The following is a 14,865-nucleotide window of genomic DNA, read 5'->3' on the forward strand; positions in this document are numbered from 1 at the left end:
AGAAATCCGTTGGTACGCTGCGCACCAATGGAGATCGGTCCAGTTTGGATTTACGATCACCGGCGACGAAAGTCCAGAGTGTGCATACCGGATAAGTAGATGATTGTCACTGCGGTGCGCGGGCTGGTCAAATCAAGATCAGCTGTATTCGTGTACCCGTAGTGCGTCACGAGAGGCACGGAGTTTTCGATGACCGACACGGGATCGCGGGGCTCGGAGTCCATGGTCGGCCCGGAGTGGGTCGACGAGGTGTTACTCGCCGGTGATGACACCGAAATCTGTCTTGTTCTTGACAGTCCCATTGATCGACTGACTCTCCGCCGGCTCGTCGGCGAGCGCCAGGTCCGGCTCGCGGCGTCCGGGTTGTCCCGGGGCGGCTCGGTGGCGCTCCAGTTGCCGCCCTCACTGTCCTATGTGGTGAATCTGCTCGCCGCGTGGCGAATCGGGGCACAGGTGACGCTCCTCGACCACCGGCTGACCGCCCACGAGATCGACCGGGCCCTCGACCGGGTGCTGCCCCAGGTCGTCGTCTCCCCGGAGAAGGTCAGCGGGGGAGCGCTCCGCGCGTTCGTGGACGTCGTCGAGGCCGTGCGCCCCTACCCGGGCCGGCCGGCGACCAGCGACCACGCCGTGATCCAGCTCAGCTCCGGCTCGACCGGCCCGTCCAAGGTGATCGGCCGCACGGCGGCGAACCTGGTGGCCGAGATCGAGCGGTACACCCGGATCGACGGGGTCCCGCTGCCGGGGGAGCGCGTCGTGCTGCTCGCCTCGATGGTGCACGTGCTCGGCCTGGTCGGCGGCCTGCTGTACGGCCTGCACGCCGGGATCGAGCTCGTGCTGCCCGGCCGGATGACGGTCGACGGCATCCTCAAGGCCGTCGCCGCCGGGGACGCCCCGACCACCCTGATCGGGGTGCCGTTCCACATCGAGCTGCTCGCCTCGACGAACACGCCGCCGAAGCTGCCGCAGCTCAAGCGGATGACGACGGGCGGCGAACTGGTCCGCGCCGAGGTGTCCGCGGCGTTCGTGGACCGCTACGACGCGATCCTCGGCAACATGTACGGCATGACCGAGGTCGGGGTCATCGGCACCGACCTGTACGGCGCGCACCGGCCCTCGATCCGCCCGGCCCCGGGCATCGAGGTCGCCGAGCGCGACGGCGAGCTGTGGATCGGCATGCCCGCATCCCCCTACCTCGGCCTGTCCGACCCGACCCGGTGGGTCGACGGGTGGCTGTGCACGAAGGACGCCGGCACGGTCGACCCGGCCACCGGCCTGGTCACGGTGCGCGGGCGCAACGACTCCCAGGTCTCGGTCGGCGGCCTCAAGGTCGACCTGACCGAGGTCGAGCACACCCTGGCCGCGCTGCCCGGGGTCGCGCACGCCGTGGTGGTGCACGACGCCGGCATCGAGGCGTACGTGGCGCTGAGCGACCCGGCCGCCGCCACAGGTCTGGAGGCCGCGATCGCCGAGCGGCTCGCCCCGTTCAAGCGGCCCCGGGCGCTGCACCTCGTGCGGGAACTGCCGCGCACCGCGACGGGCAAGCTCGTCCGGAACGTGGCGCAGCTGCGCGAGGCGGCGCCGGCCGACGAAGCCTGATCGACGTAAACATCCGAGATCTCCCGTAAGTAAAGGAAGTAAGAACATGAGCACCGACATCCGCGAGTTCGTCGTGAAGGCCCTCGAAGAGATGAACTACGACGTCGAGGGCCTCGACGACGAGACGACGCTCGGCCCGGCCGGCGTCGACCTGGAGTCCCTCGCCCTGGCCGAGTTGGCCGTGCGGGTCGAGGAGCAGTACGGGGTCAAGTTCAACGAGGACGAGTCCGAGCGGATGGCCGTGATGACCGTCGGCGAGTTCTCGGCTTTCGTGGGTTCCCGGGTGGCGGCGTGAGTGTGGCCGTCCCTGAGCGCGGCGACGTCGTCGCCATGCTCGCCAGCTACGGCAACCGCCCGGTGGAGGCGGTGGCCGAGCGGATCGACTCGCTCGAACTGGCCTGGCTCGTCCACCAGGTCGAGCAGCGCTACGACGTGGAGCTCGACCTCTCCGACGACAGCCTCGGGCGTATGTCCACAGTAGACAGTGCGGTGGATGTCCTCCGCGAGGCCCTGACGGGAATCTGACATGACAGAAGTGACGCGAGGCCCGCAGGCGCCGCCCGGCGGGGTCGCCGCGACCCGGGGCGACGCCGGGCGGCCGAGCGTCGGGGGCCGCCGGGACGTCGTGCTGACCGGCATGTCCGTGACCAGCGGCTACGGCCGGGGCGTCGCCCCGCTGCTGGCCGGTGTGCTCGCCGGCACGCCCGCCTTCGGCCCGGTCGAGCGGTTCGACGTGTCGGGCCGCCGGGTGCGGGTCGCCGCGGCGATGCCGGGCGCGCCGGTGCTCGACGAGGACCTGGTGTTCGCCGCCTTCTCCGCCACCGGTGACGCCGGGGTGCCGGCGGCGGAGCTGGCCGGTACCCGGCTGCTGCTCGCCGTGCATGCCGACCCCGACCAGCCCCGGGTCGAACCCGGGCACCGCAGGGACCGGTCCGCCGCCGCGCTGGCCCGCCGGGTGGCCCGGGGCGCGTGCCTCGGCGACCCGCTGCGGGTCTACACCAGCGCGTGCGTGGCGGCGAGCACCGCCGTCGCGGACGCCGCGGCCCTGATCAGCCGGGGCCGGTTCGACCGGCTGGTGGTCGCCGGCGGCTACCTGGTGGACGCCGACCAGTTCGCCCTGTTCGACGCGGGCCGGGCGATGGCAACCGACGGCCGGGTCCGCCCGTTCAGCGCCGGACGGACCGGGCTGCTGCTCGGCGACGGGGTGGCGGCCGTGGTGCTGGAGTCCGGCGACGCCGCGCGGGCCCGGGGCGCGACCCCGCTGGCCCGGCTCGCAGGCTGGGGCCGGGCGGGCGACGCCTACCACGTCTGCCAGCCCCGCCCGGACGGCGAGGGCATGGCCCGCGCGATCGGGACGGCCCTGGACCGGGCCGGCGTCCCCGCCTCCGAGGTGGGCTACGTCAACGCGCACGGCTCGGGCACCGGGTTCAGCGACGTGTCCGAGACGGCGGCGCTGCGGCTGGCTGGCCTCGCCGGTACGCCGCTGAGCTCGACAAAGGCGCTGCACGGCCAGGCCCTCGAGGCCTCCGGGCTGCTGGAGCTGGTGTTGACCGTGGCGGCGGTCCGGGCCGGGCAACTGCCGGTCAACGCCGGCTACCTGGGGCCCGACGAGGAGTGCGCGTTGGACCTGATCCTCGACGCGCCGCGGCCGCCGAAGACGCCGTACGCGCTGAGCCTCAACGCCGCGTTCGGGGGCGCCAACACGGCACTGCTGGTGGAGGCGCTATGAGGACGCTGGAGGTGCTCGCCGAGGTCGTCTGGCCCGTCGAGGAGAAGCCGACCCCGATCGCCGGGTTCGTGATGTCGTCGTTCAGCCCGCTGGCTGCCGCCGCGGCCGAGCGCTGTCTGTCCGGGTACCCGATGACAGGTCTGGGGCGCACGGCGGTCGTGATCGTCAGCACCAGCGGCGACCTGGGCACCGCCTCGGGGGTCGCCACGGCCGTGGACGCGGCCAAGCGGGTCGGGCCGCTGCTGTTCTTCCAGTCGGTGCCCAACGCCGTCGCCGGCCACATCGCCGCCCGCTGGGGCCTGACCGGGCCGGTGGTGTCCGTGTGTCCGCTCGGCGAGCCGCTGGACGACGGGCTGGAGCTGGCGGCACTGCTCATCGAGGACGGCGACGCCGACTCGGCACTGATCGTGCACGTCGAACAGGAACCGGACAGCGCGCAGGCCGTGCTCGTGCGTGGAGGAGAACAACAGTGACAGTCAAGAGCATCCGGGGCGCGCTCGCCGCGGACCCGAACATCGGGGCCGGCAACGTGCTGGCCACCGTCCTCGCGCACGGCGTGGACCGCGACGGGCCGGGCCTGACGTTCGACACGGACGTGGACGGGCACCCGGCCTGGACCCCGATGACCATCGGCCAGCTCGACGAGCGGGTCGCTGCCCGGGCTGCCTGGCTGCACGCGCACGGCGTCGGCCGGCGCGACGTGATCGCGATCTGGACCGGCACGGCCGCCCACCACATCCTCACCTTCCTCGCGCTCACCCGGCTCGGGGCGATCCCGGCCCTGATCAACGGGAACCTGAGCGGGGAGATCGCCGCCGAGTACATCCGTCGGCTGCGGGCCAGCGGGGTGCTCACCGACGCCGCCCACCGCGAGTTGCTCGGAACAGCTGAGTTGAACGCCGCCCACCTGGGAGATCTTTCTGAGCTGGGTACCGGGGACCCGGCCGCGGCACCGGCGCACTACCGCCACCACCAGGACGACCCGATCGCGATCACGCACTCCTCGGGCACCACGGGGCTCCCCAAAGCGGTCGTCGCCTCGCACAGCAGCCTGTTCGCCGCCACCCGGCACCTGCTGACCATGCCCCAGGCGCAGGGCGTCAACCGGATCCTCAACGCGCTGCCCGCCCCGCACACGGCCACGATCCTCATGGTCAACCAGGCGCTCGGCAACCGGGCGGAGTTCCTGGCCCTGTCCTCGCAGGCCGGTCCGTACGTCCTCGACGCGATCGAGAAGTGGCGGCCCGCCGGGGTGTTCGGGTTCGCCGTCACCTGGGCCGAACTCAGCCGGATCGACCTCGCCAAGCACGACCTGGACTCGGTGCGGATCTGGTTCAACACCGGCGACTGCGCCCACGAGGCGCACATCCGGCCCCTGGTCGCCGTCGGCTCGCACGACACCGTGACCCGCCAGGGCGTGGTCCGGGTGCCCGGCTCGCGGTTCATCGACGGGCTCGGCTCCACCGAGATGGGCCACTCGATGTTCCACATCACGCACGGCACGGACACCGAGCGGTACGGCCGGTGCATCGGCCGCCCCTACCTCTTCGCCGACATCGCCGTCCTCAACCTCGACGGGGACGTACTCGGCACCGACGAGGTCGGCCACCTCGGCGTGAAGTCCCCGTCCCTGGCCCCCGGCTACTGGAACGACTCGGTGACCACGTACAAGGCCCGGCTGAACGGCTACTACCTCACCGGCGACCTGGTCTACCGCGACGAGGCCGGCTACTACTACCACATGGACCGGGCCGTCGACTCGGTCGAGCTGCCCGACGGCGGCTACCTGCACACCTCGATGTCGGAGGAGCGGATCCTGGCCGCGTGCGCCGAGGTGCACGACTGCACCGTGGTGGCCGTCCGGGAGGACGACGCCGTCGTCACCGACGTGCTGGTGGTGCTCGCCGCCGACGCCGACCCGGCGGCCGACCGGACCGAACGGGTCCGGGTCGCGCTCGGGGAGCGGGTCGGCGCGACCCTGCGCAGGGTGGTGGTGGTCGGCGAGGACGACGTGCCGACCGGGGCGACGGGGAAGGTCCGCAAGCTCGTGCTGCGCGAGCGGCACCTCGCGGAGCTGCGGGGTTCCCAGTCATGAGCGAGCGTGAGCGAGTGACCGGGAAACTCAGTTGGCTGCCGGGCACGCTCGCCGAGCGCAGCGAGGTGACGGCATGACCGGCGTGTCCATCACCGGGATCGGCCTGGTCACGCCCGTCGGGCGCGGGCCGGACGCCGTCTTCGACGCCATGCTCACCGGCAGGTCCGGGATCACCCGGCCGGCGGAGGACCACCCCGTGCTGGGGTCGTTGGAGGTCGCGGGCTTCGCTGAGGCGATCGACCCGAAGTCGCTGTTCTCCGGCCCGGAGGTGCGCACCATCGACCGGGTGACCCTGCTCGCGGTGCTCACCGCCGGTGACGCCCTCGCCGACGCGGGGATCGAGGTGGGGCGCGACGTCGACCCGTACCGGATCGCCGTGATCGGGGCCGGGGTCGGCGGGATGGCCACCCTGGAACACCAGGTCACCCAGCGGGTGGCGCGGGGCAGGGCAGCCGTGAGCCCGTACCTGCTGCCCGGCATCCTGCCGAACATGGCCGCGGCCAGGATCGCCATCCGGTACGGCATCCGGGGCTACTCGTCCACGATCGCGACCGCGTGCGCCGCCGGGGCGCAGGCCATCGCCGAGGGCATGCGCCTGATCCGCTCCGGGGACGCCGACGTCGTGGTCTGCGGCTGCAGCGAGGCCCCGCTGTTCCCGACGTTCGCCGAGACCTTCGACAACGCCCGGGCCCTGGCGCGCGGCTGGGAGGACCCGGCCCAGGCATCACGGCCGTTCGACAGCCGGCGCAACGGGTTCGTGCTCAGCGAGGGGGCCGGCTACCTGGTCCTCGAACGCACCGGGCACGCCGACGCCCGCGGTGTCGCCGGGTACGCCGACGTGGCCGGCTGGGGCGGCACCACCGACGCGCACCATCCGACCACGCCGCGCCCGGACGGGGCGAGCGCCGCGGAGTGCGTGCGCCGCGCGTTGGCGTCGGCCGGCATCGCGCCGGGTGATGTCGGTTACCTGAACGCGCACGGCACGAGTACGAAACTCGGCGACGTCGCGGAAACCATTGCCACCCATGAGGTATTCGGCCATTCGGGGCCGCCGGTGAGTTCCACGAAATCGGTCACCGGTCACCTTCTGGGTGCCTCCGGAGTGGTGGAGGCCGCCGCGTGCGCGCTGGCGATCGGGCGGGAAACACTGCCGCCCACCCACAATCTCGACGATCCGGATCCCGCCTGCGAACTGGACCATGTCCGAAAAGGACCCAGGCAGGTCAGGATCGACTACGCGCTGTCCAACTCCTTCGGGTTCGGCGGACAGAACATCAGCCTGTTGTTGGGGCGGGCTGGTACGCGGAATACGCGCTCCCATGAACGGAGCGCCACCGTGTGACTCCATATTGGACACCTCCACAAAGGTCGGCCGGAGGTCGTATTGAGAAAGATTCACGACGTGGTTATCGTCTGTTTAACCCGCGAAAGCTGGCGCACGGGGTTGTCGTGCGCGCGAAACCCCAACTCGCAGCGCACGGCAAACTGAAAGAAGGTTGCAGTGAACATCTCTGGAATTGACCACGTAGAGTTCTATGTCGGTGATGCGCGACAAACGGCCTTTTACCTGTGCACCGCGTTCGGATTCCGGATCAGTGGCCAGGGCGGCCCGGAGACCGGGTTAGCCGGGCAGCGCTCGCTGCTGCTCCGCCAGGGGGATGTCCGGATCGTGCTCACCTCCGGGCTCGTCCCGGACCACCCGGCCACCCGGTACGTCGGGCGGCACGGCGACGGCGTCGCGATCATCGCGTTCGAGGTCGACGACGTCGAGGCGGTGTACGCGGAGACCGTCGGCAGGGGAGCCGAGGCGCTCGAGGCCCCGACCACGTACGCGGACGACGAGTCCAGAGTGGTCGTCGCCACGGTCTCCGGCTTCGGCGACGTCGCGCACCGCCTGGTCGAGCGGCACGGCCCGACCCGGACGTTCCTGCCGGGCGCGATCACGATGCTCAAGGCGGACAAGGCGGCCGACGAGGGCCTGCTGGACCTCATCGACCACGCGGCGATCTGCGTGCCGGCCGGCGAGCTGGCCAGCACCGCGCGGTTCTACGAGCGGGTCTTCGGTTTCTCCGAGATCTTCGAGGAGTACATCGAGGTCGGCGGCCAGGCCATGGACTCCAAGGTCGTGCAGAGCCCCTCGAAGGGCGTCACCTTCACCCTGATCGAGCCGGACACCAGCCGCCGACCGGGGCAGATCGACGACTTCCTCCAGTGGCACGCCGGTGCGGGGGTGCAGCACCTGGCCTTCCAGACCAAGGACATCGTGCACACCGTCGCGACGCTGGCCAGCCGGGGCGTGAAGTTCCTGTCGACGCCCGACAGCTACTACGACGCGCTGGAGAGCCGGCTCGGCCCGGTCGACCTTCCCCTCGCCGAGCTGCAGAAGCTCGGGGTGCTGGTCGACCGCGACCACTGGGGACAGATGTTCCAGATCTTCACGCAGTCCATGCACATCCGCCGGACCCTCTTCCTGGAGGTCATCGAGCGGCACGGGGCGCTCACGTTCGGCAGCGGCAACATCAAGGCGCTGTACGAGGCCAAGGAGCGGGAACGCTCCGGCGCGGCCAGTTAACGAGGAGGACCTTCCCAATGCTGGACACATTCGCACTGACCGAGGCGGAGCGCGCGCTCCTGCCCACCGACGAGGACGTCGCCTTCTACGCCGAGCACGGCTGGTACCTGTCGAAGCAGCTGCTCACCGACGACGAGGTGGACGAGCTCGTGGCCGCCAGCGAGCGGTACTACGGCGGGGAGCGCGACCGCCTGCTGCCCGTCCGCCCGCCGAAGCTCGCCTACTGGGAGCCCTCGCACGGCCCGGTGCAGCGGCACAACGACTACGTGCACTACGAGCACGACGCCCTCGGCCAGATCCTGCGCAAGCCGCTGATCGGGGCCGTCGCGGCCCGGCTCGCGGAGGCCGAGGAGATCCGGATCTTCCAGAGCACCCTGATCATGAAGCCGCCGATCGACGGCGAGCCGTCGAACATCGTGCCCTGGCACTTCGACAAGCACTACTGGGCGTCGTCGACCTCGGAGAAGATGCTCACGGCGTTCATCCCTTTCCACGACTGCACCGTCGAGATGGGCACCATCACGATGGTCGACGGCAGTCACCGGTGGAAGGAGATCGGGCTGCGCGACAGCGTCGTGAAGCACTTCGCCGAGCGGGACCGCTCCGAGCTGGAGCAGATGTTGGAGGAGAACGCGGCCTACAACAACGTCGAGGTCACCAAGATCCCGGTCGTGATCCCCAAGGGCCACATGAACTTCCACCACTGCAAGACGTACCACGGCAGCGGCGCGAACGTCAGCGGCTCGCCGCGCCGCGCGGTGTCTCTGCACCTGCAGGACGGGGAGAACGAGAACCGCCGGTACGAGCTGTCCGACGGCTCGCTGGCCGCCTACAACCACGACGCCCTGGTGCGCCGGACGGCCGATGGCCGGCCGGACTACGCCGACCCCGAGTTCTGCCCGACGCTGTGGCGTCGCGGCGACCGGTAGGGGGAGAAGTCCGATGTCGCACCTCGCGTTGTGGGGCGGCATCCTCGCGGCCATCCAGAGCCGCTAGCGGAACCGGCCGGGGACCTGCGACACCGCGCCGGGCCCCGGCCAACCCGCTCACAGATCCGCTGAAAGGATTCACATGGACTCCGCTGAGCTGTACCGGACCGTGCGGCTGATCCGCCGGTTCGAGGAACGCGCGATCGAGCTGGTCCGCTCCGGCGAGATCGTCGGGGGCATCCACCCGTACATCGGGCAGGAGGCCATCGCCGCCGGGGTCTGCGGCGCGCTGCGGCGCGACGACATCATCACCAGCACGCACCGGGGACACGGGCACGTCCTGGCCAAGGGCGCGGACCCGGTCCGGATGATGGCGGAGCTGGCCGGGCGGAGCACCGGGCTCAACCAGGGCCGGGGCGGCTCGATGCACGCCGCCGACTTCAGCCTCGGCATCTTCGGGGCCAACGGGATCGTGGGCGCCGGCGGGGCCATCGCCGCCGGGGCCGCCTGGGCCCGGCGGGCGCAGCGGCCGGCCGACTCCGAGACCGGCGACGTGGTCGCGGTCAACTTCTTCGGCGACGGGGCCGTCAGCCAGGGCGTGCTCCTGGAGGCGTTCAACCTCGCGGCCCTGTGGAAGATCCCGGTCATCTTCGTCTGCGAGAACAACGGGTACGCCACGACGATGCCCGTCGAGGCCGGCGTCGCCGGCACCATCACCGGCCGCGCGGAGGCGTTCGGCATCCCGGCCACCACTGTCGACGGCCAGGACCCCGAGTGCGTCCAGGCGGTCTCCGAGGCCGCGGTGATCCGGGCCCGCTCCGGCAACGGCCCGAGCCTGATCGAGTGCATGACGTACCGGTTCGACGCGCACCACACCTTCGAGCACAAGGCGCGGCTGAACTACCGCTCCGAGGACGAGCTGGCCGCCGGCCGGTCCCGCGACCCGCTGGACATCCAGGGCGCCCGGGTACCCTCCGAGGTGCTGTCGCGGATCGACGCCGAGATCGAGGAGCTGCTCGCCGAGGCGGTGCGGTTCGCGGTCGAGAGCCCCAAGCCCGACCCGGCCGACGCGCTCGACCATCTCTACGCCACCGGCCTGCGGGTACGCACGGGAGTGAACAACTGATGCCGAAGCTCTCCTATCTCAAGGCCCTCAACCGGGCGCTCGGCGACGAGATGGCCCGGGACGACTCCGTGGTCGTGCTCGGCGAGGACATCGGCGTCGGGGTCGCCGGGGTCACCACCGGTCTGCTGGCGAGGTACGGCGACCAGCGGATCGTGGACATGCCCCTGTCGGAGCAGGCGTTCACCAGCTTCGCGACCGGGATGGCGATGGCCGGCATGCGGCCGGTGATCGAGTTCCAGATCCCGTCGCTGCTGTTCCTCACCTTCGAGCAGATCGCCAACCAGGCGCACAAGTTCTCGCTGATGACCGGCGGGCAGACGAAGGTCCCCGTGACCTACGTCGTGCCGGGCTCGGGGAGCAGGACCGGATGGGCCGGGCAGCACTCCGACCACCCCTACAGCCTGTTCGCGCACGTCGGGGTGAAGACCGTGATGCCGGCGACGCCGAGTGACGCCTACGGGCTGCTCGCCTCGGCGATCCGCGACGACGACCCGGTGGTGTTCTTCGCACCGTCCGGCGCGCTCGCCGTCCGCGACGACCTGGACTTCGCGACCCTCGCGCCGGTCCCGATCGGGGTCGGGCGGGTGGCCAGGCCCGGCACGGACATCACGGTCGTCGCCCTCGGCCACCTGGTGCACATGGCGCTGGAGGTGGCCGAGGAGCTGGCGGGGGAGGCGTCGATCGAGGTGTTCGACCCGCGCACCGTGTACCCGTTCGACTGGGCCGGGCTGTCGGCCTCGGTGGCGAGGACGGGCCGGCTCGTCGTCGTCGACGACTCGAACCGGTCCTGCGGGATCGGTGGCGAGATCATCGCGACCGTGGTCGAGGACCACCGGCTGCTGGCCCCGCCGAAGCGGGTCACCCGGCCGGACGGGGCGGTGCTGCCGTTCGCGTTGGAGCTGGACCGGGCCGTGCAGCCGACCCGGGAGCAGCTGACGGCGGCGATCCAGGCCGTCCTGAAGTCCTGAGGTTCCGCATGAGGGGGAGGCCGTCGCGCCTCCCCCTTGACCGGGGCACCACCTCAGCCCCGGCGGCGCGCCAGTTCCGCGCCCAACCGGCGCACCCCCTCCGCCGCGGCGATCGCCGCGCACCGGGCGTTGCCGTGCAACCCGTCCTCGCTGTACAGCGACAGGTCGGCGACCAGTGGGTGGTCCCACAGCTTGATGTGCAGCGTGCCCAGCTTGGCGGCCAGCGCGTCCGTGCGGTCCGCGAGGGTCTGGTTGCGTTCCTTGAGCCCGGGCCGCAGCCACGCCGGCACCTTCGGGCTGTGCGAGATGTCGAACATGCTCACAGTGAGCACGTCGGCGCCCGCACCCTGCAGGGCCACGATCATCGTCTCCAGGGCGGAGTCGACGGCGTCGGGGTCGTAGCCGCGCACGAACGCGTCGTTGCCCCCGCACACCACGAGCGCCAGGTCCGGGCCGAAGGCGAGCGCCGGCTCCAGCTGGGTGGCGGCCACGTCGGCGGCTTTCAGGCCGTGCTTTCCCAGGTTGAGATAGTCGGGTACCGCGAGTTCCGCGGCGATCCTCGCGCACCAGAACAGCGTGCTGTAGCCCTCCACCGGGTCGCCGTGCCCCTCGGCCACGCTGTCGCCGAGCACGGCGAACCGCCGCCACGGGTGGCCGGTCAGCAGCGCCGCGGTCTCCCCGGCGCGCAGACAGTAGGGGTCGGTGGACTCCACGGTCGGTACCCCTCTCATGCCCTGGCCGGGCTCGGTTCGGTGTCGGTCTCCGGCTCGGCGTCGGTCTCCGGCTCCGCGTCGGGGACCGGGACGGGCTTGTAGTCCAGCTGCCGCCAGGTCTTGGCCCCGATCACCGGGGTGAGGGTGGCCAGGAAGTAGAGCACGCCGGTCGCGATGGCCGTGACGTGCAGCCCGTACTCCTGGGCGACCCAGCCGCCCACCAGCCCGCCCACCGGGATGCCGCCCCAGGCGACGGCCGTGAACACGCCGAACAGCCGGGCCTGCATCCCGGCCGGCGCCTTGTCGAGCAGCAATGCGCCGATGATCGGGTTGATCGAGGACATCGCGAAGCCGGCGACGAAGATGACCACGATCAGGACGGTCAGGTCGTCGGTGAGCGCGAAGATGAAGAACCGCGGCGACCCGCCGATCATGTACCCGAGCACCAGGGTCATGTACTTCGGGATCCGGGTCACCAGCGCGGCCATCCCGATGTTGCCGAGCACGGCGCCCAGCGCGAAGGACGCGGCGATCGTGCCGATTCCGGCGGCGTTGTCGAACGTCTGCTTGATCCACAGTGGGATGAGGATGTTGTGGATCTGGTTGCACAGGTTCGTCACGAACAGCATGAGCACCATGCCGGTGAGCAGCCGGTCCCGCCACACGTAGGAGAAGCCGCCGCGCAGCGCGACGAGGTAGGGCTCCTTCTCGTCGTCGGCGACCTTGTCGATGTGCCCCGGCGGGTTGCGGACGATCGTCAGCATGATCAGGCCGCAGATCGCGAACGAGGCGGCGTTGATCAGGATCGCGGTCGGCGAGCCCATCAGGGCGATCACCAGGCCGCCGATCGGCGCGCCGACCAGGGTGATCACCCGGGAGATGCCGTCGTAGATCGAGGTGATCCGGGCCGTGTCGACGCCGGAGACCTTGATCTGGGCGGACAGCACCACCCGGCGGGCGTGGTCGGCCAGCCCGTTGGTGATCCCGGCCAGCACGATCAGGGTCATCATCGGCGCGATGCCGAACCGGTACGTCAGCGCGATGCCGGCGATCAGCACCGCGTTGGTCAGGTCGGAGGCGATGGTCAGCCGGCGCGCGCCGATCCGGTCGATCAGGGGCGCGCCGAACGCTGCTGCCAGCACGTAGGGCAGGGCGGCCGCCGTGCCGACCAGGCCCATCAGGACGGCGTCCCCGGTCTGGATCAGGACCAGCCAGGACACTGCGAACGCCGCGATCCTGCTGCCGGCCATCGAGACCGTCTCGGCCACGAGCAGCCCGACGAGGCCGACCTTGTTCGTCATGTCCGGCATGCGCATCCTCATGACGCGGCCGCGAGGTCGGCGACGTAACGCTCGCGGAGGGCCTTCTTGTCGACCTTGCTGGCGCCGGTGAGCGGCAGGGCGTCCACGAAGTCGACGCCGGCCGGCGACCACAGCTCGTTGAGCCGGTCGACCACCACGGCACGCAGATCGTCGGCGGTGACCGTCGAGCCGGGGGCCCGCACGACGAAGGCGTGCACGGCCTCGCCGTACCGGTCGCTGGGCACCCCGACCACCGCCGCCGCCCGCACGTCCGGGTGGGTGGCCAGCGCGTCTTCGATGGGGCGGGCGAACACGTTCGAGGAGCCCCAGCCGGTGAGGATCATGTCCTTGACGCGGTCGACAAGGAAGAGGTTGCCGTGCTGGTCGAGGTAGCCGACGTCTCCGGTGCGCAGCCAGCCGTCGACCAGGGTCTCGGCGGTCAGCTCGGGCTGGCCCCAGTAGCCGTCCATCATCACCCCGCCGGTGACCCACACCTCGCCGGTCCCGCCGGTCGGCACCGGGGCCCCGTCGGGGTCGCGGATCTCCAGGCTCAGGTCGCCGTAGGGCTGGCCGACGGAGGCGAGCACCGCCGGGTCGTCCGGGATGTTCTGGTACGCGGTGATGATCGGCGCCTCGCTCATCCCGTACGCCGGGCGCAGCACCGGGCCGAGCCGCCGGATCGCCTGGGCCAGCCGGGTGGGCGCGATCGAGCTGCCGCCGATGTTGACCCGCAGCAGACTGGAGCAGTCGGCCTTCTCCAGGACCTGGTGGTCGAGGATGTAGCCGAACAGGGGCGGCGGGATCAGCGTGTCGGTGATCCGCTCGGCGGCGATGGTGTCGAAGAAGACCGCGATGTCGAAGCCGTCCTGCATGTGGAACGAGCCGCCGGTGAACAGGCACATGTGGCCGGGCATCTGGGCGCTCACGTGCCAGTACCCCGACATGGCCAGGTGCTTCATCGGGTGCTCGCCCGCCTCGAGGTACTGCTCGGCGAACCGCAGCGCCGTGACGAAGAACCGCTGCCGGTGGTGCACGAGCTTCGGCTGGCCGGTGGTGCCGCCGGTCTGGAACAGCGCCTCGGGCTCGGTGGCCACGTCGGCGGCCGTGAACGGCAGGTCCTCGATCCGGTCGATCCGGTCGCCGGCGCCCAGGTCGGGGCCGAGCCCGCCCCCGCCGAGGCAGAACACCGGCAGCGGGGCGGCCGAGCGGGCCATGTCCAGCGCGAAGTCGACGTAGGCGTTGGTCTCGTAGACGAACGCGTCGACCCGGGCGATGGTGAGGAACTGGTCCCTGAACGTCGCCGGCGCGTTGGGCGCGACCCACGCCGTCCGGCCGCCCAGGAGGTGCACGGCGAACTGGAGCACGATCGTCTCGGCGGGGTTGCCAGCGAGGATGCCGACGGCGAGACCCGGTCGCATACCGTGGTGGTGCAGGGTGGCGGCCATGGTGAGGATCTCGGCGCGCAGGTCCGTGTAGCTAATCCGTCGACGTTCGTCGACAATTGCCTCCGCCTCGCCGTACCGGGCGAATAGATCGAGCACCTGCCAAACGTAATTCCCGTTCGCACTCGCCTGGCTGTCCATGCCGGATCATCCCTCCCAATTGAACCGTGTCCCCGCGTCCCGCGACGCCTATTGCGCATTGCTCTTTCGCGGACACCCGTCGGCAGCATAGCCGTGCAATCAGGAGCGTGGCTACATCCACTATGGACGTCCTATTTATACATACTATTCAAGGACGTCCCGACATAACAGGTAAACCTTGCGTCACGACTATGCAAGCCGATAACCGGCGTTCTTGACTGAAAGGCTGACTCGTGGTCGTCTGATCGGT

At 70.8% G+C, this 14,865-nt stretch carries 14 protein-coding genes; 11 read left to right on the plus strand and 3 right to left on the minus strand.

All coding sequences use genetic code 11. The features are described 5' to 3' along the window. The first annotated feature begins 189 nt into the window (after nt 1-189). The 11 genes from IW245_RS37745 (at nt 190) to IW245_RS37795 (ending at nt 11,018) form a co-directional block, all read left to right on the plus strand. On the plus strand, nt 190-1,599 hold the full coding sequence (locus IW245_RS37745; protein ID WP_231399071.1) for a class I adenylate-forming enzyme family protein: 1,410 nt from the start codon (nt 190-192) through the stop codon (nt 1,597-1,599). Between the two features lie 46 nt (nt 1,600-1,645). Beyond that, complete coding sequence (locus IW245_RS37750; protein WP_197007839.1) at nt 1,646-1,894, plus strand: acyl carrier protein; 249 nt, start codon at nt 1,646-1,648, stop codon at nt 1,892-1,894. Nucleotides 1,895-1,929: 35 nt separating this feature from the next. Continuing rightward, nucleotides 1,930-2,124, plus strand: coding sequence for a hypothetical protein (locus IW245_RS37755; RefSeq protein WP_197008907.1), 195 nt, complete (start codon nt 1,930-1,932; stop codon nt 2,122-2,124). Nucleotides 2,125-2,236: 112 nt separating this feature from the next. Continuing rightward, a complete protein-coding gene (locus IW245_RS37760) occupies nt 2,237-3,328 on the plus strand; it encodes a beta-ketoacyl-[acyl-carrier-protein] synthase family protein (RefSeq protein WP_231400777.1) in 1,092 nt (363 codons plus the stop codon). Beyond that, nucleotides 3,325-3,801: a beta-ketoacyl synthase chain length factor gene (locus IW245_RS37765; RefSeq protein ID WP_197007841.1), complete on the plus strand. Its 477-nt coding sequence runs from the start codon at nt 3,325-3,327 to the stop codon at nt 3,799-3,801. Before IW245_RS37760 ends, IW245_RS37765 begins: the two co-directional genes overlap by 4 nt. Next, nucleotides 3,798-5,423 carry a class I adenylate-forming enzyme family protein gene (locus IW245_RS37770; protein ID WP_197007842.1) on the plus strand — a complete coding sequence of 542 codons (1,626 nt, stop codon included), beginning with the start codon at nt 3,798-3,800 and terminating at the stop codon, nt 5,421-5,423. The genes IW245_RS37765 and IW245_RS37770 overlap by 4 nt, the downstream gene beginning before the upstream one ends. Before the next feature lie 73 nt (nt 5,424-5,496). Beyond that, entirely contained in the window at nt 5,497-6,765 is a 1,269-nt protein-coding gene (locus IW245_RS37775; RefSeq protein ID WP_197007843.1) for a beta-ketoacyl-[acyl-carrier-protein] synthase family protein, read from the plus strand. Between the two features lie 159 nt (nt 6,766-6,924). After that, entirely contained in the window at nt 6,925-7,995 is a 1,071-nt protein-coding gene (gene hppD / locus IW245_RS37780; RefSeq protein ID WP_197007844.1) for a 4-hydroxyphenylpyruvate dioxygenase, read from the plus strand. A 17-nt stretch (nt 7,996-8,012) separates the two neighbouring features. Then, nucleotides 8,013-8,924 (plus strand): phytanoyl-CoA dioxygenase family protein, encoded by a 912-nt coding sequence (locus tag IW245_RS37785; RefSeq protein WP_197007845.1) that lies wholly within the window; start codon nt 8,013-8,015, stop codon nt 8,922-8,924. Nucleotides 8,925-9,066: 142 nt separating this feature from the next. Next, a complete protein-coding gene (locus IW245_RS37790; protein ID WP_197007846.1) occupies nt 9,067-10,050 on the plus strand; it encodes a thiamine pyrophosphate-dependent dehydrogenase E1 component subunit alpha in 984 nt (327 codons plus the stop codon). Further along, on the plus strand, nt 10,050-11,018 hold the full coding sequence (locus tag IW245_RS37795; protein ID WP_197007847.1) for an alpha-ketoacid dehydrogenase subunit beta: 969 nt from the start codon (nt 10,050-10,052) through the stop codon (nt 11,016-11,018). Before IW245_RS37790 ends, IW245_RS37795 begins: the two co-directional genes overlap by 1 nt. Nucleotides 11,019-11,071: 53 nt before the next feature. Here the strand turns inward: IW245_RS37795 and IW245_RS37800 are convergent, their stop codons facing one another. From IW245_RS37800 to IW245_RS37810, 3 genes are read right to left on the minus strand one after another with little or no spacing between them, the layout of a single operon-like run. Continuing rightward, on the minus strand, nt 11,072-11,749 hold the full coding sequence (locus IW245_RS37800) for an SGNH/GDSL hydrolase family protein (protein ID WP_197007848.1): 678 nt from the start codon (nt 11,747-11,749) through the stop codon (nt 11,072-11,074). Further along, on the minus strand, nt 11,746-13,032 hold the full coding sequence (locus IW245_RS37805; protein ID WP_197007849.1) for an MFS transporter: 1,287 nt from the start codon (nt 13,030-13,032) through the stop codon (nt 11,746-11,748). Before IW245_RS37805 ends, IW245_RS37800 begins: the two co-directional genes overlap by 4 nt. 17 nt (nt 13,033-13,049) lie before the next feature. After that, complete coding sequence (locus IW245_RS37810) at nt 13,050-14,573, minus strand: AMP-binding protein (RefSeq protein ID WP_233472979.1); 1,524 nt, start codon at nt 14,571-14,573, stop codon at nt 13,050-13,052. Nucleotides 14,574-14,865: the final 292 nt, after the last annotated feature.

This window comes from Longispora fulva, from assembly GCF_015751905.1.
GTDB lineage: Bacteria > Actinomycetota > Actinomycetes > Mycobacteriales > Micromonosporaceae > Longispora > Longispora fulva.

Coding starts and splice junctions, on each gene's coding strand:
- IW245_RS37785 (WP_197007845.1), top strand. CDS start 8,013: ATGCTGGACACATTCGCACTGACCGAGGCGGAGCGCGCGCTCCTGCCC.
- IW245_RS37745 (WP_231399071.1), top strand. CDS start 190: ATGACCGACACGGGATCGCGGGGCTCGGAGTCCATGGTCGGCCCGGAG.
- IW245_RS37805 (WP_197007849.1), bottom strand. CDS start 13,032: ATGACGAACAAGGTCGGCCTCGTCGGGCTGCTCGTGGCCGAGACGGTC.
- IW245_RS37790 (WP_197007846.1), top strand. CDS start 9,067: ATGGACTCCGCTGAGCTGTACCGGACCGTGCGGCTGATCCGCCGGTTC.
- IW245_RS37795 (WP_197007847.1), top strand. CDS start 10,050: ATGCCGAAGCTCTCCTATCTCAAGGCCCTCAACCGGGCGCTCGGCGAC.
- IW245_RS37800 (WP_197007848.1), bottom strand. CDS start 11,749: ATGAGAGGGGTACCGACCGTGGAGTCCACCGACCCCTACTGTCTGCGC.
- IW245_RS37765 (WP_197007841.1), top strand. CDS start 3,325: ATGAGGACGCTGGAGGTGCTCGCCGAGGTCGTCTGGCCCGTCGAGGAG.
- IW245_RS37775 (WP_197007843.1), top strand. CDS start 5,497: ATGACCGGCGTGTCCATCACCGGGATCGGCCTGGTCACGCCCGTCGGG.
- IW245_RS37760 (WP_231400777.1), top strand. CDS start 2,237: ATGTCCGTGACCAGCGGCTACGGCCGGGGCGTCGCCCCGCTGCTGGCC.
- IW245_RS37755 (WP_197008907.1), top strand. CDS start 1,930: ATGCTCGCCAGCTACGGCAACCGCCCGGTGGAGGCGGTGGCCGAGCGG.
- IW245_RS37750 (WP_197007839.1), top strand. CDS start 1,646: ATGAGCACCGACATCCGCGAGTTCGTCGTGAAGGCCCTCGAAGAGATG.